Source organism: Flavobacterium sedimenticola, assembly GCF_030053345.1.
Lineage (GTDB): Bacteria > Bacteroidota > Bacteroidia > Flavobacteriales > Flavobacteriaceae > Flavobacterium > Flavobacterium sedimenticola.
Genome location: NZ_JASGBP010000003.1, coordinates 44,029 through 68,065 on the forward strand (window position 1 = coordinate 44,029; position 24,037 = coordinate 68,065).

Below are 24,037 nucleotides of genomic sequence, written 5' to 3' on the forward strand. Positions count from 1 at the left end.
AGCAAAATATATGTTATTCGAAGATTTATCATTATCCAAAAGTATTCAAAGAGCTGTCTTTGAAGAAGGATATACCAACCCTACTCCTATTCAGGAAAAAGCCATTCCGATTGTTTTAGCCGGAAAAGACTTAGTAGGCTGTGCCCAAACCGGCACGGGAAAAACCGCAGCATTTGCTATTCCCATTATACACAACTTACATCGCATGGTAGGTTCCTCTAAAAAGACGAAACAAATTCGCTGTTTAGTGGTCACGCCTACCCGGGAACTCGCCCTGCAAATTGGGGAAAGTTTTGACACGTACGGCAAATACACCAACTTGCGACAGTTGACCATCTTTGGCGGGGTGTCTCAAATTCCGCAAGTAGATCAGCTGAAAAAAGGCGTTGATATTTTAATTGCTACGCCGGGCCGATTGTTAGACTTACACAAACAAGGGTTTTTAGATTTTGATCATTTGCACTTTTTAGTGTTGGATGAATCCGATTTGATGCTCGATATGGGCTTTATTAATGACGTTAGAAAAATTGTGAAACTGGTACCGAGCAATCGTCAAACGCTTTTGTTTTCGGCTACTATGCCGATGGCGATTCGCGAATTAGCCGATACCTTTTTAACCCAACCCGAATACGTTTCGGTAACCCCGGTATCCTCTACGGCGGAAATTATCGAACAGCAAGTGTATTTTGTAGAGAAAGAAAACAAGCGCGGTTTATTATATCATTTGATACGCAATCAAAACCTGAGCAATGTGTTGGTTTTTGTGCGTACCAAACACGGCGCCGATAATGTGGTGAAAGCCTTGAAGAAAAACGGTGTGAATGCCGAAGCCATTCACGGTGATAAATCGCAATCGGCCCGCCAACGCGTTTTAGACCATTTTAAAAACAAAGAAATTTCGGTGTTGGTCGCTACCGATATTGCGGCCCGAGGTATTGATATTGAAAGCTTGCCGTATGTTATCAATTTTGATTTGCCGAATATTCCGGAAACCTATGTGCATCGTATCGGAAGAACCGGTCGTGCCGGCAACGGCGGTATCTCAATCTCGTTTTGCGGAAAAGATGAAGAAGTGTATTGGAAAGATATCTTAAAGCTGATAAAGGTGAATGTCAAAATCATCAAAGACCATCCTTTTCCGTGGAAAGAGTCAATTCCTAATCCGGAGGCGAAACCCGATTTGAGGAACAAGAAAAAACAAGGAGAACAAAGCAAATCGAGAAAATCGGAAGCCTCTAAGAAAAATAAAAAGCGTTGGTATTAATCAACGCTTTCTTTATTTTTAATGTTATTGGAAATGACCTGGAATAACTTAGACGGTTCAAACGGTTTTACCATAATGTCATTCATTCCGGCCGATAAGGCTTCTTCGGTTACTTCTTGCTTATCAAAAGCCGTCAAGGCAATCACCGGAACATCAATCCCTTTCTCCCTGATTTTTCGCGTGGTTTCAAAACCGTTAATGAGCGGCATATTAATATCCATCAGTATCAAATCAAAACGTTCACGCTCGAGTGCTACAATAGCCGCATAACCGTCATCGACAATCGTACACGTCATATTGCTGTTTTGAATGATTTTCTTAGTGACCATTTGGTTGATTTTGTTGTCTTCAACGACCAAAATGTTGCAAAGATGCGCATCAGACAAATCGACTTCGATGTTGTTGATAATCTCTTGTGATTTTTGGGCATCGTATTCAAAACCGATGGTAAAGTAAAACGTGGTTCCCACATTTTCTTCGCTTTCCAAATGAATTTCGCTATCGAATAACTGAATCAAGCGAGAAACAATCGACAGCCCCAAACCGGTTCCCTGATAATCTTCTTCTTTGCGTTCAATTTGAACAAACTTATCGAAAATCTTATCCTGATCTTCTTTGGCAATACCCACTCCGGTATCCTTGACTTTGAACTCTATAAAATAGGTTTTGTCAACGACTTCTTTCAAATCGGCCGTAAGCGTTACTTCCCCGTTTTTAGTAAACTTCAAAGCATTACTCACCAAATTCATAATGATTTGAGACAATCTCAGTTTATCCCCGATAAGAAACTCCGGAATCGCGGTATCAATTTCAATGGTAAGCTTGTTGTTATTCTTATCGGCGATGTATTCCACCGAATTTTGAATGGTGGTGATTTCGTCGGCTATGTTAAAAATATGATTCTCCAATACCACACGCTTTTCTTCAATTTTATTAATCTGAAGAATATCATTGACCAAAGACAACAAATATTTGGCCGAGAATTTTAACGATTTCAAATGCGGACTATTAACCAACTCTTTGTGTTCGTCGGTAATAATATTGGTAATGCCGATAACACCGTAGAGCGGTGTGCGCAATTCGTGAGTAATCGTAGAAACAAATTGTGACTTGAGTTGCGAAGCTTCTTCCGCCTTTTCTTTCGCTTCAATCAGCGCTTCATTGGCTTCTTTTAACTCATAGTTGGCTTGCTCTCTCAACTTCATGTTCTTGTACAACGTTAACAGCAACAAAAGCAAAATGATTAAAATAACAATGAAGAGAATCACGATGAGTTTCGACTCTTTAAGGATTTTTTGATGCTTTTCGTTTTCGCTTTCAATTTTAGCCAACTGGATTTTGTATTCCTGCAACTCGATTTGAGTAGCCGCCTTTTTTAAATTGGCAATCTTATCTTCAGAATAGACAACCTTATTGAGCGAATCTAACTTCTGCTGAAAAAGTTGTGATTTCGGAAGATCATTATGGAGTTTGTAATGACGGACTAAATTCTCATAAATATTAATGAGATACGAATCGAATTGGTTTTGCTCGGCAATGCGTTTGGCTTCAAAGTAATGTTGCTCGCCGGATTGCTTTTGATTATTGTTACTGTCGTAAATTCCTAACAATAAATGCAAAGACATCTTGGCTTCTTCACTGCCCTTTTCAAAAATTTGCTGTTTAACATCGTTGATTTCTTTATTGCCCAAATCGTATTTTTTGATAGCAAAATACGCACTGGCCAAGTTGAGTTTGGTATACTCTATTTGCGCCGTATCTTTGATTTTCACGGCATAATAAAGCGCTTTTTTGTAGTAATTAATTCCTTTGGGAACATCAATATCATTAAAATAATACACGCTGCCCAAGTTACTGTATATCCAATTGAACATCTTGTCGTTGTTCACTTTTTTGGTATATACCAAGGCTTTATTGTAAAATTCTATGGCTTTGGCCGATTCGGAACATTCATTAAAAATAACTCCGATGGTATTGTAGGACTGTGCAATTAAAAGATGGTCGTCGATGGCGAAAGATTGCACTAAAGCTTTCTTAGAATGCTCTAATGCTTTGTCGTATTCCGATTTACTGAAATCAACAACAGCCGAGTCAATCAACTTTTTAATTTGTGCTTTCGCTGCTTTTTTATCTTGTGCATGTGAAGAAAAAAAAGAGCATAACAAAACTAAAAGCAAACTAAGTAGCTTCTCTTTATTCATTGGGTTAGTTAAGGATATCAAATATAAAATTTTTATTCAAAAAAAAATCCTGATAACTCAGGATTTTTCTATGCAATGCGTTAATTTCTAATCAACTTTCTATATTTAATACGCTTCGGTGTGACATCGGTTCCCAAACGTTTCTTTTTGTTCTCTTCGTATTCTGAGAAACTACCTTCAAAGAAATACACTTCCGAATTGCCTTCAAACGCTAAAATATGCGTACAAATACGGTCAAGGAACCAACGGTCGTGACTAATAACCACGGCACATCCGGCAAAATTTTCCAAACCTTCTTCCAAAGCGCGAAGTGTATTAACATCCAAATCGTTGGTAGGCTCATCCAAAAGCAATACGTTTCCTTCTTCTTTTAAAGTCATGGCTAAATGCAGGCGATTGCGTTCTCCTCCTGATAGTGTTGCTACCTTCTTATTTTGATCGCTGCCGCCGAAATTAAAACGCGACAAATACGCTCTGGAATTCACTTGTCTGCCGCCCATCATAATCAATTCCTGACCGTCGCAAAAGTTTTCCCAAATGGATTTATTCGGATCGATATTCGAGTGTGATTGATCGACATAAGCTATTTTCACGGTGTCACCCACAATGAATTCTCCGGCATCCGGTTTTTCCTCGCCCATAATCATGCGGAAGATGGTTGATTTTCCGGCACCATTCGGACCAATAACGCCAACAATTCCGGCTTGTGGTAACGTGAAATTCAAATTATCGTATAACAACTTGTCGCCAAAGGCTTTGGCTACATTCTTGGCTTCGATGACATTGGTTCCCAAACGCGGACCGTTCGGGATGTAGATTTCCAATTTTTCATCGAGCTCTTTTTGATCTTCATTCAAGAGTTTGTCATAGTTCTGCAAACGCGCTTTTTGTTTGGTTTGACGACCTTTGGCACCTTGTCGCACCCATTCCAACTCACGCTCTAACGTCTTTCTGCGTTTGGAAGCCACTTTTTCTTCCTGCTCCATGCGCTTCGATTTTTGGTCGAGCCATGACGAATAATTGCCTTTCCACGGAATACCTTCGCCTCTGTCTAATTCTAAAATCCAACCGGCAACATTATCCAAGAAATAACGGTCGTGCGTTACGGCAATGACGGTTCCGGCATATTGCGCCAAATGTTGCTCCAACCAAAGCACGCTTTCGGCATCCAAGTGGTTGGTAGGCTCATCGAGCAGCAATACATCGGGGTTTTGCAATAACAGTCGGCATAACGCCACACGACGACGCTCTCCCCCCGATAATACTTTAATAGGCGTATCGGCTTCGGGCGTGCGCAAGGCATCCATAGCCACTTCGAGTTTATTATCGATTTCCCAAGCCCCGGCAGCATCAATCTTATCTTGCAATTCGGCTTGACGATCCATCAATTTCTGCATCTTATCGGCATCCTCATACACTTCCGGCAAACCAAACATATCGTTGATTTTATTGAACTCATCCAATATGGCCATGGTCTCGGCTACCCCTTCGCGAACAATTTCGATAACCGTTTTGTTTTCGTCTAATTGTGGTTCTTGTTCTAAATACCCAACGGTATATCCCGGCTGAAACACCACATCCCCTTGGTAGTTTTTATCCACTCCGGCAATGATTTTCAATAAGGATGACTTTCCGGAACCGTTCAAACCTAGGATTCCGATTTTGGCTCCGTAGAAGAAACTCAAATAAATATTTTTTAAAACTTGTTTATCACTTCCTTGATACGATTTACTCACACGCTGCATGGAGAAAATCACTTTCTTATCATCTGACATAATCTCTTTTTTAGTATTTTTTAATTTTTAAACACGTCCTTTGAGGGAGCTGAAAACCCAGGCATTAGCCAAAAAGCCTACGCCGACAGCACCAAATCCCCAACCGGCCACATCGGCATAGCGGTATATTCCCAAGCCTATCAGGAGTAACCCCATAATAATCATGATAAAGGTAGCCCAACCTAACACTGTATTCTTATTCATTGCCATAATTTCGTGGTATTTATTTTCAGGACAGCAAATATCGTAAAAAAATAGCCGGATACAAACTCAAAACAACGCTTCTTTTTATTGCTTTTCAAACCAAAATTCACACATTTAATTATTGCTGGTGGTTGTTATTTTCAACCTTTTTAAGAAAATCAATAGATCTTTTTAGTGCTATCTTACCTGCGCTGTCCAGTGTAAACTGATATTCGTGACCTAGTGCCGGATAGTGATTTTTAGCGTAAAAAAGGGTGTCCATCGGTACCTGTAAAGCGGATAGTTTTTTGGACAACAGTAGCGATTGGGGTAATAAAGGATCATTATTCCCTGCTGAAATAAAAGTTGTTGGGAATGAGCTCGTAAGGTAGTTTGTTATTGAGGCCGTTTTGGCATAATGATCATTGGATATATCTTTCTTCCCAAAATAAGCCCACTTGACTGTTTTTAAAAAAGACCCAAAAGCGCCTTCTTCATTTAAGTTGTCTATTTCGTATATGCCACAATACAACAATAATGCTCTCAATTGGTTGGGTTCAATACCCGGTTGAACTCCGGTCATTTGAGCATACTTCGGATTGGTTATTATGTTGGCTGTGGCAGCGGATACCATTGAACCGCCGGAATCGCCGGCCAGAACAAAAAAGGATTTGTCTGCATGAAATTTTCCTGAATTTGCCGAAATATAGGCCAATGCTTTATTAAGCTGCCTCATCGGCGTTGGGTATTTTTTTTCGGGTGCAATAGAATAATCTATGGCTACCACAACATAGCCATAAGAAGCGAGTATTTTACAATAATTACTTAATTGATTTTTATCGCCTGAAATCAAACCACCACCATGTGTCCAAACAATTACGGGTAATTTAGTTTTTAATTTTACGGAGTCCTTGTGAAAATAAGCGTCCAAAAAAGCATCCGTATCATTTACATCATACGGAACATTAGGAATTGTCAGGATATTATCGGGAACGAATTTTTGCAACTCTTTATTAACTTTTATCGCTTCTTTGTCAAACTCGTTTCTTATTATCCAAACGGATGGATACGGAGATAGCTTAAAAAACAAAAAAGTCAAACACCCCAAAGTAACAATTACAATTAAGACCCGAGTTAATATCTTTTTCATGATGTTGTTTTTTTGTCTTGTTAGAAAACGGGGTACATAAAATCAGCACCGATTTAAAAATTATTGAAAAATACAAATCAACATTTCTTTATACAAATCGGCATCTTCCTGGTTGCTGGCACCGACCCCTTTACTTTTTAAATCTACCGTGCGCAAAGCCGAAACGATACCGCTCACTTTTCGCATCGGATAGTTTTTAGCCGCACTGATGTAATCATTCACAAAATAGGGATTTACTTTTAACACTTTGGCCACATTGGCCGGCGATTTATCTTTTAGTCCGTGGTATTGCAACAGCGCCGAAAAAAAAGAAAATACTTGTCCGGTGGCCAACACTAACGGATTCTGTTTTTTGTTCTGGGCAAAATACGCTGCTATTTGATACGCCTTCACCTCATTCCTGTCGCCTATGGCTTTTCGGAATTCGAACACATTAAAATCTTTACTGAAACCGATATTTTCTTCAATGTGTTGCGGCGAAATGACACTGCCTTTGGGCAACACAATCTGTAGCTTGTCTAATTCGTTGGCAATGCGACTCAAATCGTTTCCTAAAAACTCTACCAACATCGCATTGGCTTTGGGCTCTATGGAATACCCTTTGCCTTGTAACACTCGGTTTATCCATTGCCCGACTTGGTTTTCGTACATTTTTTTGCTTTCAAAAACCAATCCGTGCTTGCCTAACGTTTTGGTTACTTTTTTGCGCTTATCCAGTGTTTTGTATTTATACGCCATAACCAAAACTGTGGTCGGTTGCGGATTCTCGGCATAGGACTCAAGCTTATCAATCGATTTGGCCAAATCTTGGGCTTCTTTAACAATCACCACTTGTTTCTCAGCCATCATCGGATAGCGCTTGGCATTAGCCACAATCTCATCGATGCTTGTATCCCTTCCGTACAAGACCATTTGATTGAATCCTTTTTCGTCTTCGGATAAAATATTATTTTCCAAATACTCGGTAATTTTATCAATGTAATACGGTTCTTCTCCCATCAAAAAATAGATAGGTTTAAGATTGCCGGCTTTGATATCGTTGATGATCTTTACTACTTCGTCCAAAATAAGTTGATTTGATTATTTGGAGTTTTATTGATTTGAGTAGATTTGTGCTATGCAAAATCTGAATTTTCCCAATTACTCCTTTCGCTTCAAAAATAGTGAAAATAAAGTGTCTGTTTTTGATGAAATCCGGAAAAAATTTATTGTGCTCACTCCTGAAGAATGGGTGCGTCAACACACCATTCAGTTTTTGTTACACGAAAAAAAATACCCGAAGTCTTACATCAATGTCGAGAAATTAATTCATGTTAATGACATTAAGAAACGGTATGATGTTGTCATTTACAAACCAGACGGTTCTATCTTTTTACTTATCGAATGTAAAGCCCCCGAGGTAACATTAACTCAACATGTGTTCGACCAAATAGCGCGCTATAACCTGACGTTAAAAGCCGAGTATTTGATGGTGACCAACGGACTAAATCATTACTTTTGTCAGATCGATTTTGAAAAGGAGCAATACCTCTTTTTAAAAGAATTACCCAACTATACACCCTTGTAACCCTTGAAAAAAATAGCTGTAGTTATTCTCAACTGGAACGGAGCCCAACTGTTAGAGCAGTTTTTGCCTTCAGTGGTCGCTTATTCTGAAGAAGCTAAGATATATGTGGCGGACAATGCCTCTACAGACCATTCTTTGCAAATCATCCAATCGAAGTTTCCCCAAGTTACGGTTATCAAAAACGATAAAAACTATGGTTTTGCCCAAGGCTATAACGTGGCATTACAACAGGTGGAGGAACCTTATTATGCGTTGGTAAATTCGGATATTGAAGTTACCCCGAATTGGCTATCACCTATCCTATCGCTATTGGACAACGAACCTGATGTGGGCATCATCCAACCTAAGCTATTGGATTTTAAAAATAAGGAGTACTTTGAATACGCCGGAGCGGCCGGTGGTTTTATTGACCGTTTTGGTTACCCGTATTGCCGCGGTCGTATTTTTGATACCGTCGAAAAAGACAACGGACAATATAACGATGCCCGTGACATTTTTTGGGCGAGCGGCGCTTGTTTGTTTATTCGCAAATCTATTTTTCGTGAATTGAATGGTTTTGACGAAGATTTTTTTGCCCATCAGGAAGAAATCGATTTGTGCTGGCGTGCTTTTAATTTAGGGTACAAAGCCCGATATTCCCCGGATTCTGTGGTATATCATGTGGGCGGTGCTACTTTAAACGAGAGCAATCCCAAAAAAACCTTCCTCAATTTCAGGAATTCATTGCTAATGCTCACCAAAAACCTACCCGAGAAGCAACTTTTTCCCATTATACTAATGCGCCTTTTTTTAGACGGTTTGGCCGGAATCCAATTTCTTTTGAAAGGAAAATTTGCCCATTGCGGTGCTATCATCAAAGCGCATTTTGAATACTATACCCTGATTAACAAGAATTTAAAAAAGCGTTCCGGAAAACAGACTCATAATTACTATCAAACCGGGAGTATTGTTTATCGCTATTTCGTAAAAGGCGGCACTGTTTTTGCCTCTTGATTTTAACAAGAGTTTATCATTCATCAAACTCGCCAACATCCAAAATAATCGTATTTTTGTTAAAATTTTAATCCAACACCTATGAGAAAAGTAATTTTTGTCCTTTCGTTAGTTTCACTAACCTTGACTTCATGCGGAACGAAAAAGAAAATTGCTGCCTTGGAGGCGCAAAACAAGGAATGTCAGGACCTTTTAAACTCGACAACGGTTAAATTGAATTTGTGTCTTTCCGAAAAAGAAGCACTTCAAAAACAGAATGACTATCTGAAACAAAACAACTCGGATTTGATTAACAATCAAAAAGAGTTGACGATGTTGACCTCTAAAGGCGCACAAAACTTAGAAAAGTCATTAGAAAGCTTAAAAGAAAAAGATTTAAAGATTACCCGTCTTCAAGATGCTTTGACCCGCAAAGACAGTGTGACACTGGCTTTGGTGACCAGTTTAAAAAGCTCTGTCGGAATTTCCGATCCGGATATCGAAGTGAATGTGGACAAAGGCGTGGTTTTCATCTCTATTGCCGATAAATTATTGTTCAAAAGCGGAAGCTACGTTGTGAGCGATCGCGCCAAAGAAGTATTGGGCAAAGTAGCCAAAGTAATCAACAGTCGTCCTACGTTTGAATGTATGGTAGAAGGTCATACCGATAATGTTCCGTTTACCGGAAATGCGGTATTGCTTGACAACTGGGATTTGAGCGTAAAACGTTCAACGGCTATCATCAGAGTTTTAACCAAAGAGTTGGGTGTAAAACCATCGCAATTGATTGCGGCCGGTAGAAGTGAGTTTATTCCGTTAGTGGAAAACAACACGGCCGACAACCGAGCTAAAAACCGAAGAACCCGTATTGTGGTATTACCGAAAATTGACGAGTTCTACGAAATGATTGAAAAAGAAATGAAAAATCAGAAACAATAAGTTTCGTTTTCCTTATAAAAAAGCCCTGAATTCTCAGGGCTTTTTTTTATGCTTTTTAAAAAATATCGATATCGCCTTTCCCTTCGCGAACGACCACCGGTTCATAGCCCGATAAATCAATGATGGTGGATGGCGTATTGTCGCCATAACCGCCATCAATCACCATATCAACCTGATGCTGCCATTTCTCAAAAATCAATTCGGGATCGGTAGAATATTCCAATACCTCATCGTCGTCGTGAATGGAAGTAGACACTATCGGATTGCCCAGCATTTTTACAATTTCCAACGCAATATTATTTGCCGGTACACGAATCCCGACGGTTTTCTTTTTGCGAAATTCTTTGGGCAAATCGTTATTTCCCGGCAAAATAAAAGTATACGGTCCGGGCAAAGCGCGTTTCAGAATTTTAAACGTAGCCGTATCAATCTGACGCACATAATCGGACAAATTACTCAAATCACTGCACACAAAAGAAAAATTAGCCTTCTCTAATTTAATCCCCTTAATTTTGGCAATGCGTTCCAACGCCCGTGAATTGGTAATATCACAACCCAATCCGTAGACCGTATCCGTCGGATAGATGATAATGCCTCCGTCACGCAGTACGTCAACCACTTTCTTGATAGCAGCTTCACTGGGTTTGTCTTCGTATATTTTGATGAACTCGGCCATATAATGTAATTGTGAATTTTGAATTATAAATCAATCATGGCAATCATTCAAAATTTAGAATTCAAAATTTAAAACAATTATCCAATCACTTCCAATTTGGCAAACTTTAATAATAACTTTTTAATGCCGCCGACTTCGAATTTAATTTCGGCTTTTTTATCGGCGCCAACGCCTTCCATATTGATGATTTGTCCTTTTCCGAAACGTTCGTGCATCACGATATTCCCAACGCTCAAATTACTGTCAAACAAATTCGCCTTGCCGGGAGCCACACCCGATACCGGTTTCAATTTACGAATATTTAGCGAAGAAACGGGCTCCGGCTCCATACTTTTGGGCGGCGTTCCCGCTAATGGTTTCGACAAGCGCAATTTCGACTTATCGATATCGCCGAAAATATCCAAATCGATACTGGGTTTGTAGCGATACCCCGAATCGGCTACCGGATTGATGTAGTCTAAATACCGGTCATCGATTTCTTCAATAAAACGCGAAGGTTCCGCATCGGTTAATTTGCCCCAACGGTAGCGCGATTGCGCATACGTCAGATAGGCTTGATGTTCGGCTCGTGTCAGGGCTACATAAAACAAACGGCGCTCTTCTTCGAGTTCACTTCGTGTATTGAGACTCATGGCACTCGGAAACAAATCTTCTTCCAAGCCCACTATAAACACATACGGAAACTCCAATCCTTTGGCCAAGTGAATGGTCATGAGCGCCACACGGTCATCGTCGCCGGTGTCTTTATCCAAATCGGTGGCCAGGGCTACGTCTTCTAAAAATTCCGATAACGCACCACGAGCGCCGTCGACTTCTTTTTGGCCTTCGATAAAATCTTTAATCCCGTTGAGCAATTCTTCGATATTCTCCAAACGCGCAATTCCCTCGGGCGTACCGTCTTTTTTGAGTTCCTGCACCAAGCCGGTTTTTTTGGTAATGTGTTCGGCCAAATAAAACGCATCCTGATTTTCGTTGATAACCTGAAAACTTTTAATCATCATCACAAAATCGTTTAGCTTTTGCTTGGTCCCCGAGTTGAGTTTTAAATCGATTTTATCGATATGCTCCATCACTTCAAAAATCGAACGTTTGTAATGGTTGGCCGCTACCGTTAATTTTTCTACCGTAGAATCGCCGATACCGCGCGCCGGATAATTAATCACACGCACCAATGCTTCCTCATCTTTCGGATTAATCACCAAACGCAAATAGCTCAGTACATCTTTGATTTCTTTTCTTTGGTAAAAGGATAAACCACCGTAAATACGATACGGAATATCGCGCTTGCGCAATGCATCTTCAATCGCACGCGATTGGGCATTGGTGCGATACAATACCGCAAACTGACCGTTGTGCAACTGGTTTCGCATTTTTTGTTCAAAAATTTCACCGGCTACAAAGCGCCCTTCTTCTCCATCGGTAATACTGCGGTGTACTTTTATTTTAGGGCCGAAATCATTGGCAGTCCAAACCACTTTATCGAGTTTGGTTTTATTTTTATCGATAATCGAATTGGCCGCTTCTACAATATTTTTGGTAGAGCGGTAATTTTGCTCCAATCGATAGGTTTTGACATTGTCGTAATCTTTCTGAAAGTTGAGAATGTTGTTGATGTTGGCACCGCGAAACGCATAAATACTCTGCGCGTCATCGCCCACCACACAAATATTTTGAAAACGATCGGACAAAGCCCGCACAATCAAATACTGCGAGTGGTTGGTATCCTGATACTCATCGACCAAAATATACCGAAACCGCTCCTGGTATTTCGCCAAAACATCGGGAAACCGATTTAAGAGTTCGTTGGTTTTGAGCAACAAATCGTCAAAATCCATGGCGCCGCTTTTGAAACAACGCTCCACATAGGCTTGGTAAATTTCGCCCATACGCGGTTTTTTACTCATGGCATCGGCTTCCATCAATTCGGGATTGTTGAAATAGGCTTTTACCGTGATGAGTGAATTTTTATACGAAGAAATGCGGCTGTACACCTGTTTCGGCTTATAAATATCTTTATCCAACTGCATTTCCTTGATGATGGCCGTAATCAAGCGAACACTGTCCTGCGTATCGTAAATGGTAAAATTGGACGGATAGCCCAAACGATCGGCCTCGATGCGCAAAATCTTCGCAAAAACCGAGTGAAACGTTCCCATCCACAAATTTTTGGCTTCATTGTTTCCGACTATATCCGCAATACGCTTTTTCATTTCGCGGGCGGCTTTGTTGGTAAAGGTTAAGGCCAATATGTTAAAGGCATCCACGCCCAAACTCATCAAATACGAAATGCGCACCGTAAGCACGCGCGTTTTCCCCGAACCGGCGCCGGCAATGATAATCATCGGGCCGTCTTTTTGGAAAACAGGCGCTTGCTGCGCTTCGTTAAGTTGGGCAATATACTTGTCTATCATGGTATTTTTGAGAAAGTTCAAATTTAGGATTACTGCTATAGAATTACAATAAAATCTACGGGTATTTCTATTATATTTGTCAACAATTTATATCCAAAAAAACTATGAATGCCGATACTATTTTTGAAATGCTGATGTATGCTGTACCCTCACTCATTACAGGTGGTGTAGCGTATTATTTATTTGACCATCACTTCAAAGACCAACAAAACGCCCGACGTTGGCTGTTACAAAGAGAAAATCAAAAGCATTCTTTGCCCTTGCGATTGCAAGCGTACGAGCGTATGGCCCTGTTTTTAGAGCGCATCAATCCGGCGAAATTGTTGATTCGTGTGGCACCGGTAAGCAGCGATAAATCGCATTACCAGAATTTACTCATTCAGCATATCGAGCAGGAGTTTGAGCACAATTTAACCCAACAAATTTACATTACCGATGACTGTTGGACGATGATTTTAACCGCTAAAAATACCATCATTCAAAATATCCGAAAAACCACCGCCGACCCATCGGTCACAGATGCCGATAGTTTGCGCGAAAAAATACTGAGTAATTTACTGCAAGACGAAGTCGCTACAAAAGTAGCCTTGGAATACTTGAAAACCGAAGTCAGCCAGATTTTATAATCAAAAAAAGCCCCGATTCATTCGGGGCTTTTTTATGATTTATTGTTTTGATTAATTATCTCTAATAACGTGAACCACACCCGTTAAGGTATGAACTCCAGTTGTGTTAGTGTAAGTTCCTTCAAAAGTCATATCGATATAGTCACCAACAGCACCAAATTTGTTTAAATGAAACTGCATTGTATTGGTTGTTGTTGAACCAATAAAATCAAATGCTTGAGAACTTAAAATAAATGGTGTACTCGTTGTATATGTACCCACTACATTAGTATCTCCGGAAATTAAAATCCCTGGACTTATGCCATATTCAGACGGACAATTAATACTAAGTGGCAGATAAGCAGTCGGAATGTATTCCGCATTTACACCGACTGTTAATATCACCGGAGGATTATTATCTACTTGAAAAGATATTAATTCTGATAATGCATTACAAGTTTGGATAATTCCTATATTCGTTCTTGGCTGAATAAAATTATAATTAATAGAACCTGACGATTTCAAGTTTTCTAAATCATACCCTTTCAAGGTAAACTGAGTGTTGCTCGGGCAATAAATTTCATTAAAACTAAAAGCGCCATTCGTAACTGGAGAAACTGAAGAACCTCCTGCTCTGCTTAAAATCACATAACCGTTTGTTACATTAGCATTATCACATTTAACTAAATTACCAACCACATTTGAACTAGTAACTGTTGATGAATTATTAATGACAATATTGGGCAAAACCTCATTGGTATTAAACGGTCCAATAGTCGCGGTGTAAAAAATGTTATTGGCACAAGAAAAATAATCAGGGTAAACATTCAATGTCAATGTTTGATTGGCAGGAATCAATCCTGAAACCATACCATTGGTATTGGTATAACCCATGGAAGGCATATTATTTCCATTGGCAATTAAGCCAACGCCCAAATTCGAGATTGGATTGCCATCGGCATTAACTATGGTTACCGTTAAGATAACCATAGGAAGAGGCATATCACAATTCCACCAGGAAAAATGCGACACTTCGCCCACGTATTTATTGCCTACTTTAGTCGCCACACCCTCTTCTTTCCAATACCCTTTCTCTTCGTCAAAATGCCATAACGGAATGGTATTTGGCGCCGTTGCTACTTGACTATTATCAATTTGCAAAGTAATTTCTGCGGTGTGACCTTCTTTGATGTTTAATTTTTGTCCCGCACTGCCACGCAATTCAACATTAAGCATTCCGAAAGTTTCTAAAACCGCCTGTTGATTGGTTTCGGTTTGAGCATATAACATTCCGGGCATTAATTTGCTGATGTTTTCATCGCTGGGCAATAAATGAAACATGGCGACCTGAACACTGCCCGAATAGTCATTCCCATTAGCATCTTCGAAAGCACCATCAAAAACCACTTTAGTTCCTGAAGGCAAGGCTACTTCACCGGAAACACCGGATTGAATTGTTTCTAATGGTGTATTAGAAATCATCATAATCTTAACATTGTTTTTTCCGGTTGTGGGAACCATAGAACGTGAACCGTCAATATATCCAGCTTTTTTGGCTGTGATGTAAGCGAATCGCTCATATACTTGGGCGTCGTTAATTATAAAAACACCATTAATATCTGTTTGCATAGTGGAAGCACCGATTTTGATGGTAACTCCAGGTAAAGGATTATTATTGGCATCAACTACTTGACCAATAAAATCGCGGTTTACAGAATTCCCGAAATTTTGATTGAAAGTGTCATCATTCGGACCTGAATTGGAATTGTCATCATTAGATTCACAACCTGAAAAGGCAACGACTACCAATAATAGCCACATAAAAGAATGGATTTTTTTCATAATGTTTGCTTTGACATTATAAATATACCAAATTCCTTACAAGGTTGCGCCGAGAAAAGAAGAAATAGACGAACAACAAAAAAGCTCGATGAAACGAGCTTTTTTGTCATTTAAATTTTGAAATACCCTCTTTTAACCAGGCTAAATATTCGGCGATATCAGGCGTATAGCCAATGGGTTCGTTGAGCTTTTGCTCTTGCAAATCGGTCAACACATAATAGGGCTGTGTATTGGTTTTGTATCGGGTAATGATAAAATCGGTCCATTTGTTTCCAATGGTAACCACCTTTTTACCGGTAGTTTTAGAGACATATTGCTCATTGGCCGGCAATTTTCTTTTGTCATCCACGTACAATGAAATCAAAACCACTTCATTTTTCAGCACACTCAAGACTTTTTCATCCGACCAGACATTGATTTCCATCTTACGACAATTGACACAGGCAAAGCCTGTAAAATCGAGCATGATGGGCTTGTTTACCTGTTTGGCGTATGCGAAGCCTTTCGCATAATCGGTAAAGGTGATGATGCCGTGTTCCCCTATTTTGGCACCGTCGGGCAAACCTTCTTTTGAAGTGCCGGCAGAAGCACCAAAGAATCCCGTCGGACTTTCACTGTAGGTTTGCGGTGGCGGAAAAGCCGAAATTAATTTGAGCGGGGCACCGAATAAACCCGGAATCATATACACCGTGAAAGCCAAGACCAGTAAGGCCAATGACAATCTTCCTACCGAAATATGCGTCACCGGACTGTCATGCGGTGTGGTAATTTTGCCCAACAAATACAATCCCCAAACCCCGAAAATGGCAATCCAAATGGCTAAGAACACTTCTCTTTCCAGTAAATGCAATTGCAACACCAAATCGGCATTCGATAAAAATTTAAAAGCTAATGCCAATTCCAAAAAGCCTAGAGAGACTTTTACCGTGTTTAACCAGCCGCCCGATTTAGGCAACGAATGCATCCAACCCGGAAACATGGCAAACAACATAAACGGCAATGCTAAAGCCGAAGAAAAGCCTAACATGCCCACTATAGGTGCAATACCGCCTTTGGAAGCCGATTCTACCAACAAGGTACCAACTATCGGACCGGTACACGAAAAAGAGACGATGGCTAAGGCCAACGCCATAAACAAGATGCCCACGACACCGCCTTTGTCGGCTTGTCTGTCGACTTTATTCGCCCAAGAATTGGGCAACATGATTTCGAAAGCGCCCAAAAAGGATGCGGCAAAAATGACCAGTAAGATAAAGAAAAAGAGGTTGAACCAAACGTCGGTTGAAAGTTCATTTAACGCTTCGGCTCCAAAAATTCCGGTAACTAACGAACCCAATAAAACATATATCGCAATAATCGAAATCCCATAGAATATGGCATTGCGTTTTCCTTGTGCCGGTGTCTTACTTTGCTTGGTAAAAAAGCTCACTGTCATGGGAATCATAGGGAAAACACAAGGCGTTAGCAAAGCCGCAAAACCGCCCAAAAAGGCTAAGAAAAAGATGGTCCACAATCCTTTTTCGGGTTCTTTATTTGTTTTCGAAACAGCGCCATCAGCTTGCGGCACTACGGTTGCTTTGGCCACCTCACTGCTGTCTGCCGGGACACTGTCTGTTTTTACCGTGGTTTCGGGTACCGCAGCCGTAGCGGTATTCGGCAACGTAAAACGAAACGCAAAATCGCCATTGATACACGCTTCTTTACATACCTGATAATCAATGGTCGCTTTAATCGTCGTCAAATTAGGGTTTATTACCTTTATTTTTTGGGTAAAGGTGACTTTCTTTTCGAAAAAATATTCGTTGACTTCAAAAACGTCGTTGTATTGTTTTTTGTAGGGGCTCTCGATTACTTTACCAATCAATTCATAGTTGCCTTTAGCCTCTGTAAAGTTGAATTCGGCCGGTAATGGTGCGCCAACGCCACCGTCTTGCGGCGTGTATTGCGAATACAAATGCCAACCGTTATCTATTTTCCCTTCCATCACCAAAGTATACTCGGTGTCGCTGATTTTAGCTACTCTGGACGACCATTTCACCGGATTGACCATTTGAGCGTAGGTATTGGCAAAAGCCATAAAACTTAAAAGAAATAAAACTATTTTCTTCATTAGCGCGTGTACTTTATTTTTAAAATTTTTGTGGTCGATGCCGTTACTTTAAACCGTTCGTCTTGTCTTTTCCCTACTATCCAAACAATTTCGGCATCAGAACAAAGCAACCAAACATTGGCTTTGTCCCGGAGCGAATATTTTTCGTCTTTGAAAAACTTACTCAATTTCTTTCTCCCGGTCATCCCAAAAGGATAGAAAATATCGCCTTCTTGCCAACGACGCAAGGTTAACGGAAACTGCAACAAATTTTCATCGACAAAGATAACATTACTCGTTTGATTCGAAATGTTAACTACTTCACAAAAGCTCATTTTTAAGGGAACTTTAACTTCGGTTTGGTCTTTGGGAATCCAATATACTTCATCGCTGACAGGAGTTTGTTTGGGAAACAAAAGCAAGACGCCTCTGTTTTTGAGTAAAATATGCGAATCCGACAAGACTTGTTTGCCCGATTGTGCATCCAGTAAATCATACACTGCGGCCCAATCGGTAAAGCCAAAGGGTTGCAACCACGCAAACAAATACGCGCGATAATTTGGGTAAGACAACAACGCTTTCAAATCGATTACCGTATGATGTTCTTCTTCTGTGGCTACTTTTTGATACACCATAGCCGCCGCATCTTCGGCCAGCGATTGCGATTGTTTTAAATATCCGATGGTATTTTCAAAAGAAGCCAAAAAACTCGGATTGAGTGCTTTTAAAACCGGAATCACCTCGTGACGGAGTTTATTGCGTACGTATTTATCTGAAGCATTACTGCTGTCTTCGCGCCACGGAATATTATTTTCGGAAGCATAGTTTTGAATTTCACTTCGAGAGAAAACCAATAGCGGCCGGACCATCTTATCGTTTTGCTGTGGAATACCAAGCAACCCTTCCAAACCGGAACCGCGTGTGAAATTGATTAAAAATGTTTCTACACTATCATCCAGGTGATGAGCTGTGAGCAGGTAATCGAATTGGTGTTGGGCCAAAAGCGTATAAAACCATTCGTAGCGCAGGTTTCGGGCCACGACCTGAATGGACATTTTTTGCTGTTCGGCAAAAGCTTGGGTGTCGAATTTTTGAATAAATAACGGAACTTGTAATTTTTCCGTTTGAGAGGACACGAAGCTCTCATCGGCATCGCTCTCCTCGCCTCGCAATTGAAAATTACAATGGGCTACGGCAAAATCTAATTTTAATTGGAAACACAAATCCACCAAAACCATACTGTCGATACCGCCGCTAACGGCCAATAACAACTTCTTCCCTTCAAGAAAAGAAAGGTTTGTATGAAGATGGTTTTGGAATTTTGACAGCATGCTTTAGCGAAAACGTTATAAAGGTAATTAAAATTTCAACTTGCCTTTTAGAAGCAATTGATTAAACTGATGCACAGACTATTTTATGAGCAAACTATTTTTTTTTACCCTTTATTGCAATGATCATATTTAAAATTAATACAATAATTGAAATGAAACTGAATGAAAAAACCAAAAAATAATACGTAGTGTAAATACAAACGGCGACAGCAAATAATATTGTAAAAACATAGGTATATGAAATGCTCGATACGATCTCAAATTTACATATTGAAAGAACAAAATAACTCACAAAAGAAACTACTAAAGACACTAGGCAAAGTAATTTTGAAATACCCTCCAAATCATACGCTAAACCAACTGTTTTGTTTATACTGAAATGTTGAAAATCAACATAAACAAGCATTAGTATCAAAATAAGACCTACCAATAGGTAGGGTCTTTTTTCAATTTCTTTAAACATCATACAAATCCTTTCAAGCAGTTAATTATCAAAAGTTTAAATTTAAGAAGCGTTTTACTTCATTCTCAGCGCAACACCTCAAACATCGCCTTCGCCTTCAGCAAACACTCTTCATATTCTTGCTCGGGAATTGCTTGCGAGGTAATGGCGCTTCCTACCGAAAAAGACAAATACTCCTTTTGGGCATTGTACAAAATACTGCGGATAACCACATTAAAATCGAAATCATTGTTGGGTGTAAAATAGCCTACGGCGCCGCTATACAAACCGCGTTTGGTTTCTTCCAAATCTTCGATGATTTTCATGGCCGAAATTTTGGGCGCTCCGGTCATACTGCCCATAGGGAAAGTGGTTTTCAGTATATCGATAGGCGAAGTACTTTCAGCTACAGTGGAAACTACAGTCGAAATCATTTGATGTACCTGTTCGAAAGAATAGATTCCGCACAGCTCTTCTACAACAACAGAACCTTTGGTCGCGGTATGCGATAAATCGTTGCGCACCAAATCAACTATCATCACATTTTCCGAACGCTCTTTGGGATTTTGAGCCAAATCGGTTTTGGATTTTTCATCGCTTGCGGCATCCGAATACCGTTTGGCCGTGCCTTTGATGGGTTGCGAAATCACTTTACAACCTTCTTTCCGAAGATAGCGTTCGGGTGAAGCACCCAGCAAATACTGTTGGTTGTTTTTGAAATAAGTCGCAAACGGCGGTCGCGAGATGGCATTCAACTTTTGGTAAATCGCCACCGGTTCTATACGAACATTCTCCGCATAAAATTCCATACAGAAATTGGCTTCGTAAATATCGCCGCGATGGATGTGGGAAAGCATTTCGGTTACTTTGGCAATGTAGTTTTCTTTTGAAATACGTTGCGCTATTTTGAGTTGTTGCCCTTCGACTGCGCTCAGGGTGACATTATTGTTGGTTATTCGCTGTGGGTAATTTGTTATTGAAGTAAAATCGGATTCGATTTCATCGTCGCACAAGCGCAGATACTGAATTTCCAAAAGAGTCCCTTTCAGCAAAAACAGCTTTTTGGGTTGAAAGAAAAACAAATCGGGAAAAGCCAATCCGTCGAAATTCTCAGAATGCAAGTCTTCGACAGCATTCTTCATATCATACGACAAATACCCAAACAACCAATCTTTGGTTTGTTGCTGGTATTGCTTTAGGTCATCAAAAGCGTTGTAATAGTCGGTTTTAATCGAGGTAAATGCCTCGACCGCCAAAACAGCATCGTAGTGGGAATAGCGTTGTTGGTACCGGTTCGAATCTAAAAACACCACTTCGTTATACTGCTGCGACCAAAGCAATAGTTGTTGTTTGAAACGCTCGGCATTCTCGATATTTTTAGCACAAATGGTTCTCAAAGAAGCGGTTTTAAGAGTCGTTCAAAATTACGATAAATTTATTTTGGGGAAACGCTGTCCTGAAGCAAATTTTTGGCACACTTTTTAGTAAGACTCTTCATAAGTGTTTCACAAGTAATTCCTTTTTGGTTATTGATTCAAAACTACGCCGCCTTTGTGCCAAAAATAAATACGTATTTAAAACAGAATCGAATAATAACCTGTAAAAGACTGTACGATGAAACACTTATCAAAATTAGTTTGGCCCTTCCTCATCATAGGAATAGCCGTAGCCTGTAAACAAGCTTCTGTTGAATATGAAGCTGAAAATGCCGCCGCCGATACTACCGCGGTTACAACTTCCGTCAATGGTAATGCCACGAAAAAAGACCTCAACCGAAAATTTGTCCGCACGGCCAACCTTAAATGTAAGGTGAAAAACGTGATTACATCAACTTACAACATCGAAAATGTAGTGCGCAAAAACGGTGGTTTTATCACCTTCAGCGATTTAAAAAGCACGGTCAACGAGCGCGAGGAAACCCAAATCAGTCACGATAGTATCTTGGAAACTACCAAATACTCCATAGACAACACCATAACGCTTCGGGTACCCAACACGCAATTGGACACTGTGCTGACGTCGCTGGCCAAAGAAATCGATTTTTTAGACAGTCGGCAAATCAAAGCCGATGATGTGGCTTTGCAATTGTTAGCCCACAAGCTCGCTCAAAAACGGTTGACGAAGAGTCAGCAACGCTTGGAAAAAGGTATTGACCATAAAGGCAAAAAAATAAATGACATTGCCGAAGCCGAAGAAAAAGCATTACATAAGAAAGCGGAGAGCGACAACCAACTGCTTACCCACTTAGGTTTGGAAAATCAGGTAAATTTCAGTACCGTAACCTTGTATTTGTACCAAAGAGAAACCGTCAAAAAAGAGTTGGTGTATAACGATCAGAACAGTTATGCCTATCGACCGCATATCGGATGGCAAATTTGGGGCAGTTTAAAAACCGGTTGGTTTATGCTGGAGCACATCATTGCCTTTGTGGTGCAACTTTGGGCACTGGGTTTGCTGGCGCTGCTGGGGTATTTTGGATATCGAAAATGGATTAGAAAGTAATTTCCGCCTTCTGTAAAGACAATTAAGCGCCCATCATGCAAAATGATGGCGCTTTTTTGTTTACCTTTGATAGTCAATCATTTAAAACAATTTCAATCATGAAAACAGTTACTGTAGTTGTCCGTGTTTTTATCGGATTGTTTTTATTGTTCGCCTCAATGAGTTTCTTTTTAAAATTAGCACCCGAGACCGAAGCTATCGCTAATTTTAAAGCCATTAACACCGGCTTGATTGCTTCATCGTATTTGATTCCATTAGCCAAAACGGTAGAACTATTGTGCGGTTTACTCTATGTCATTGGAAAATATGTAACCTTAGCCAACATTATCATCCTTCCGGTTACGGTTAATATTTTACTGATCAATTACTTTTTATCGCCGCAAACATTGCCCATTGCCATCATGTTGTTTTTGGGTAATTTATTTATGATTTATCAATACAAACAGAATTACAAATCGGTCTTTACGCCTTAAAACAACAACGTCCCGAAATCGGGACGTTGTTGTTATTTATCTATGGAACCTAAGACTCGCTTCATAAAATCGTTTAAGGCTTCTTTTTTGTCTTTGCCTTCTTTGACCATTTTGTGGACTTCGAGCGCGCCGTACATATTGGAAATCAACTCACCAATTACGTCTAATTCTTCGTCTTTCAGCGAGGGCACCTCGGTTAAGGCTTCCAATACTTCTAAGGTTTCAATGATATAATCCGCATCATTTTCTTCAATAAATTGCGTCAAATGCTTGATTACAGGTAGTTTCATTTTTTAGATTGTTAGATTTTCAGATTTCTCAGCTTGTTAAACTTCTTAGATTGTTAGACTTTTTAGATTCTTGAATTGATCGAACAGACAGAAACACTCAAGTCTAAATTGTCTAAGCCAGTCTAACCTTTCTAGTCCGTCTAAACCTGTTATACAATTTCGTTTACCAATTCGGTCAAAACTTCGGCCTTGTTGGTTTGGGTTTGGTTGACCAATTTTCCGTTTACAAACGTCGCAAAAGTCGGCAAGTTCGACACATTGGCTAACTTTCGGGATTCCGGTGAATTTTCGGCATCCACCAAAACAAACGTCATGCCTTCGTGTTGCGAAGCCAAGACTTTGAATTTTGGTTTCATAATGCGACAATTGCCACACCAGGAAGCGGAATATTGTACGACTACTTTCGCGTTCGTTTCTACTATATTTTGTAACGTATCTTCGTTTAATTCGATTAACATAGCTTGGGTATTTCAAAAAGCAATGGCAACACTCAATAAGTACTATTGAACATTGCCATTGGTATGGTTATACGATAATTAGTTTTGACTTAAATAAGCCGCAGTACTTAAACGGTCAGCGGTCATGGCTTCTTTACCTTCTTCCCAGTTGGCCGGACAAACTTCACCTTTGGTTTGTACGTGCGTATACGCATCAATCAAACGCAAATATTCGTTTACATTTCTTCCTAACGGCATGTCGTTTACACTTTCGTGGAAAATTTTACCGGTTTCGTCAATCAAATACGTCGCTCTGAACGTTACGTTGGAACCTTCTAAAATTTCGTCGTTTAATTCGGCATCATACACCCATTGAGCATCTAAAATATCTAAAGCCGCCGATAAATTGCGGGTCGTATCCGCTAATAACGGATAGGTTACGCCTTCGATTCCTCCGTTGTTTTTAGGAGTATTCAACCAAGCAAAGTGCACTTCGTTCGTGTCACAAGAAGCGCCGATTACGATAGTATTTCTCTTTTCAAACTCTGCTAAAGCCGTTTGAAAAGCGTGTAGTTCGGTTGGGCAAACAAAAGTGAAATCTTTCGGATACCAAAACAAAAGCACTTTCTTGTTGTTCTTGGTGGCTTCTTCAAGCACATTGATTCTTAAGTTATCTCCCATGTAAGAGATCGCATCTACAGTAATGTTGGGGAATTTTTTACCTACTAATGACATAATTTGTATGGTTTAAAAGTTATTTTTTTCGTGGTGCAAAAGTACTTCGTTAGTTCTGTAAAAAAAAGTACCGTTGCATTGTATTTTCTTATAGGGTCATAGTTTGCTGTACCACGACCCATTAGAGACCAAACTTATGTAAAAAGTGAGATT

21 protein-coding genes are annotated in these 24,037 nt (G+C 40.0%); 7 read left to right on the forward strand and 14 right to left on the reverse strand.

The features are described from left to right. The first annotated feature begins 10 nt into the window (after nucleotides 1-10). The gene (locus tag QHT84_RS06500) at nucleotides 11-1,264 is read left to right on the forward strand and encodes a DEAD/DEAH box helicase (protein WP_283238746.1); all 1,254 of its coding nucleotides are present in this window, start codon (nucleotides 11-13) and stop codon (nucleotides 1,262-1,264) included. Here the strand turns inward: QHT84_RS06500 and QHT84_RS06505 are convergent. The 5 genes from QHT84_RS06505 to holA form a co-directional block, all read right to left on the reverse strand. Further along, a complete protein-coding gene (locus QHT84_RS06505; protein ID WP_283238747.1) occupies nucleotides 1,261-3,465 on the reverse strand; it encodes a response regulator in 2,205 nt (734 codons plus the stop codon). The two genes, QHT84_RS06500 and QHT84_RS06505, sit on opposite strands and share 4 nt — an antisense overlap. Before the next feature lie 80 nt (nucleotides 3,466-3,545). Further along, the gene (gene ettA, locus QHT84_RS06510; RefSeq protein WP_283238748.1) at nucleotides 3,546-5,240 is read right to left on the reverse strand and encodes an energy-dependent translational throttle protein EttA; all 1,695 of its coding nucleotides are present in this window, start codon (nucleotides 5,238-5,240) and stop codon (nucleotides 3,546-3,548) included. A gap of 27 nt (nucleotides 5,241-5,267) precedes the next feature. After that, complete coding sequence (locus QHT84_RS06515; RefSeq protein ID WP_283238749.1) at nucleotides 5,268-5,450, reverse strand: CAL67264 family membrane protein; 183 nt, start codon at nucleotides 5,448-5,450, stop codon at nucleotides 5,268-5,270. A 112-nt stretch (nucleotides 5,451-5,562) separates the two neighbouring features. Further along, complete coding sequence (locus QHT84_RS06520; protein WP_283238750.1) at nucleotides 5,563-6,573, reverse strand: alpha/beta hydrolase; 1,011 nt, start codon at nucleotides 6,571-6,573, stop codon at nucleotides 5,563-5,565. A 60-nt stretch (nucleotides 6,574-6,633) separates the two neighbouring features. Continuing rightward, nucleotides 6,634-7,638, reverse strand: coding sequence for a DNA polymerase III subunit delta (holA, locus tag QHT84_RS06525; protein WP_283238751.1), 1,005 nt, complete (start codon nucleotides 7,636-7,638; stop codon nucleotides 6,634-6,636). Nucleotides 7,639-7,690: 52 nt separating this feature from the next. On the opposite strand from holA, the gene QHT84_RS06530 reads away from it, so the two are divergent. From QHT84_RS06530 to QHT84_RS06540, 3 genes are all read left to right on the forward strand, one after another. Next, nucleotides 7,691-8,140 (forward strand): type I restriction enzyme HsdR N-terminal domain-containing protein, encoded by a 450-nt coding sequence (locus QHT84_RS06530; RefSeq protein ID WP_283238752.1) that lies wholly within the window; start codon nucleotides 7,691-7,693, stop codon nucleotides 8,138-8,140. Between the two features lie 3 nt (nucleotides 8,141-8,143). Beyond that, nucleotides 8,144-9,133 carry a glycosyltransferase family 2 protein gene (locus QHT84_RS06535; RefSeq protein WP_283238753.1) on the forward strand — a complete coding sequence of 330 codons (990 nt, stop codon included), beginning with the start codon at nucleotides 8,144-8,146 and terminating at the stop codon, nucleotides 9,131-9,133. A gap of 81 nt (nucleotides 9,134-9,214) precedes the next feature. Beyond that, nucleotides 9,215-10,051, forward strand: coding sequence for an OmpA/MotB family protein (locus tag QHT84_RS06540; RefSeq protein WP_283238754.1), 837 nt, complete (start codon nucleotides 9,215-9,217; stop codon nucleotides 10,049-10,051). A 55-nt stretch (nucleotides 10,052-10,106) separates the two neighbouring features. Here QHT84_RS06540 and QHT84_RS06545 read toward each other — a convergent pair whose 3' ends face one another. Beyond that, the gene (locus tag QHT84_RS06545; RefSeq protein ID WP_283238755.1) at nucleotides 10,107-10,727 is read right to left on the reverse strand and encodes an L-threonylcarbamoyladenylate synthase; all 621 of its coding nucleotides are present in this window, start codon (nucleotides 10,725-10,727) and stop codon (nucleotides 10,107-10,109) included. A 77-nt stretch (nucleotides 10,728-10,804) separates the two neighbouring features. Continuing rightward, complete coding sequence (locus QHT84_RS06550) at nucleotides 10,805-13,135, reverse strand: ATP-dependent helicase (RefSeq protein WP_456071408.1); 2,331 nt, start codon at nucleotides 13,133-13,135, stop codon at nucleotides 10,805-10,807. Nucleotides 13,136-13,242: 107 nt separating this feature from the next. On the opposite strand from QHT84_RS06550, the gene QHT84_RS06555 reads away from it, so the two are divergent. Next, nucleotides 13,243-13,764 (forward strand): DUF7935 family protein, encoded by a 522-nt coding sequence (locus QHT84_RS06555; protein WP_283238757.1) that lies wholly within the window; start codon nucleotides 13,243-13,245, stop codon nucleotides 13,762-13,764. Between the two features lie 51 nt (nucleotides 13,765-13,815). Here the strand turns inward: QHT84_RS06555 and QHT84_RS06560 are convergent, their stop codons facing one another. The 4 genes from QHT84_RS06560 to QHT84_RS06575 form a co-directional block, all read right to left on the reverse strand. Then, a complete protein-coding gene (locus QHT84_RS06560) occupies nucleotides 13,816-15,585 on the reverse strand; it encodes a hypothetical protein (RefSeq protein ID WP_283238758.1) in 1,770 nt (589 codons plus the stop codon). Between the two features lie 106 nt (nucleotides 15,586-15,691). Further along, nucleotides 15,692-17,695: a protein-disulfide reductase DsbD family protein gene (locus QHT84_RS06565; protein ID WP_283238759.1), complete on the reverse strand. Its 2,004-nt coding sequence runs from the start codon at nucleotides 17,693-17,695 to the stop codon at nucleotides 15,692-15,694. Beyond that, entirely contained in the window at nucleotides 17,695-19,005 is a 1,311-nt protein-coding gene (gene tilS, locus QHT84_RS06570; protein ID WP_283238760.1) for a tRNA lysidine(34) synthetase TilS, read from the reverse strand. The genes QHT84_RS06565 and tilS overlap by 1 nt, the downstream gene beginning before the upstream one ends. Nucleotides 19,006-19,533: 528 nt before the next feature. Then, nucleotides 19,534-20,844: an anthranilate synthase component I family protein gene (locus tag QHT84_RS06575; RefSeq protein WP_283238761.1), complete on the reverse strand. Its 1,311-nt coding sequence runs from the start codon at nucleotides 20,842-20,844 to the stop codon at nucleotides 19,534-19,536. 217 nt (nucleotides 20,845-21,061) lie between these two features. Here QHT84_RS06575 and QHT84_RS06580 point away from each other — a divergent pair, with 217 nt between their 5' ends. Together QHT84_RS06580 and QHT84_RS06585 are read left to right on the forward strand one after the other, a co-directional pair. Beyond that, nucleotides 21,062-21,949, forward strand: a complete 888-nt coding sequence (locus QHT84_RS06580; protein WP_283238762.1) for a DUF4349 domain-containing protein — start codon at nucleotides 21,062-21,064, stop codon at nucleotides 21,947-21,949. A gap of 98 nt (nucleotides 21,950-22,047) precedes the next feature. Further along, on the forward strand, nucleotides 22,048-22,422 hold the full coding sequence (locus QHT84_RS06585) for a DoxX family protein (RefSeq protein ID WP_283238763.1): 375 nt from the start codon (nucleotides 22,048-22,050) through the stop codon (nucleotides 22,420-22,422). 32 nt (nucleotides 22,423-22,454) lie between these two features. Here the strand turns inward: QHT84_RS06585 and QHT84_RS06590 are convergent, their stop codons facing one another. The 3 genes from QHT84_RS06590 to QHT84_RS06600 all read right to left on the reverse strand — a co-directional run bounded on the left by QHT84_RS06590 (nucleotide 22,455) and on the right by QHT84_RS06600 (nucleotide 23,884). Further along, nucleotides 22,455-22,712, reverse strand: coding sequence for a DUF6952 family protein (locus QHT84_RS06590; protein ID WP_283238764.1), 258 nt, complete (start codon nucleotides 22,710-22,712; stop codon nucleotides 22,455-22,457). 149 nt (nucleotides 22,713-22,861) lie between these two features. Further along, entirely contained in the window at nucleotides 22,862-23,170 is a 309-nt protein-coding gene (locus QHT84_RS06595; protein WP_283238765.1) for a thioredoxin family protein, read from the reverse strand. A 78-nt stretch (nucleotides 23,171-23,248) separates the two neighbouring features. Continuing rightward, entirely contained in the window at nucleotides 23,249-23,884 is a 636-nt protein-coding gene (locus QHT84_RS06600) for a peroxiredoxin (RefSeq protein ID WP_283238766.1), read from the reverse strand. Nucleotides 23,885-24,037: the final 153 nt, after the last annotated feature.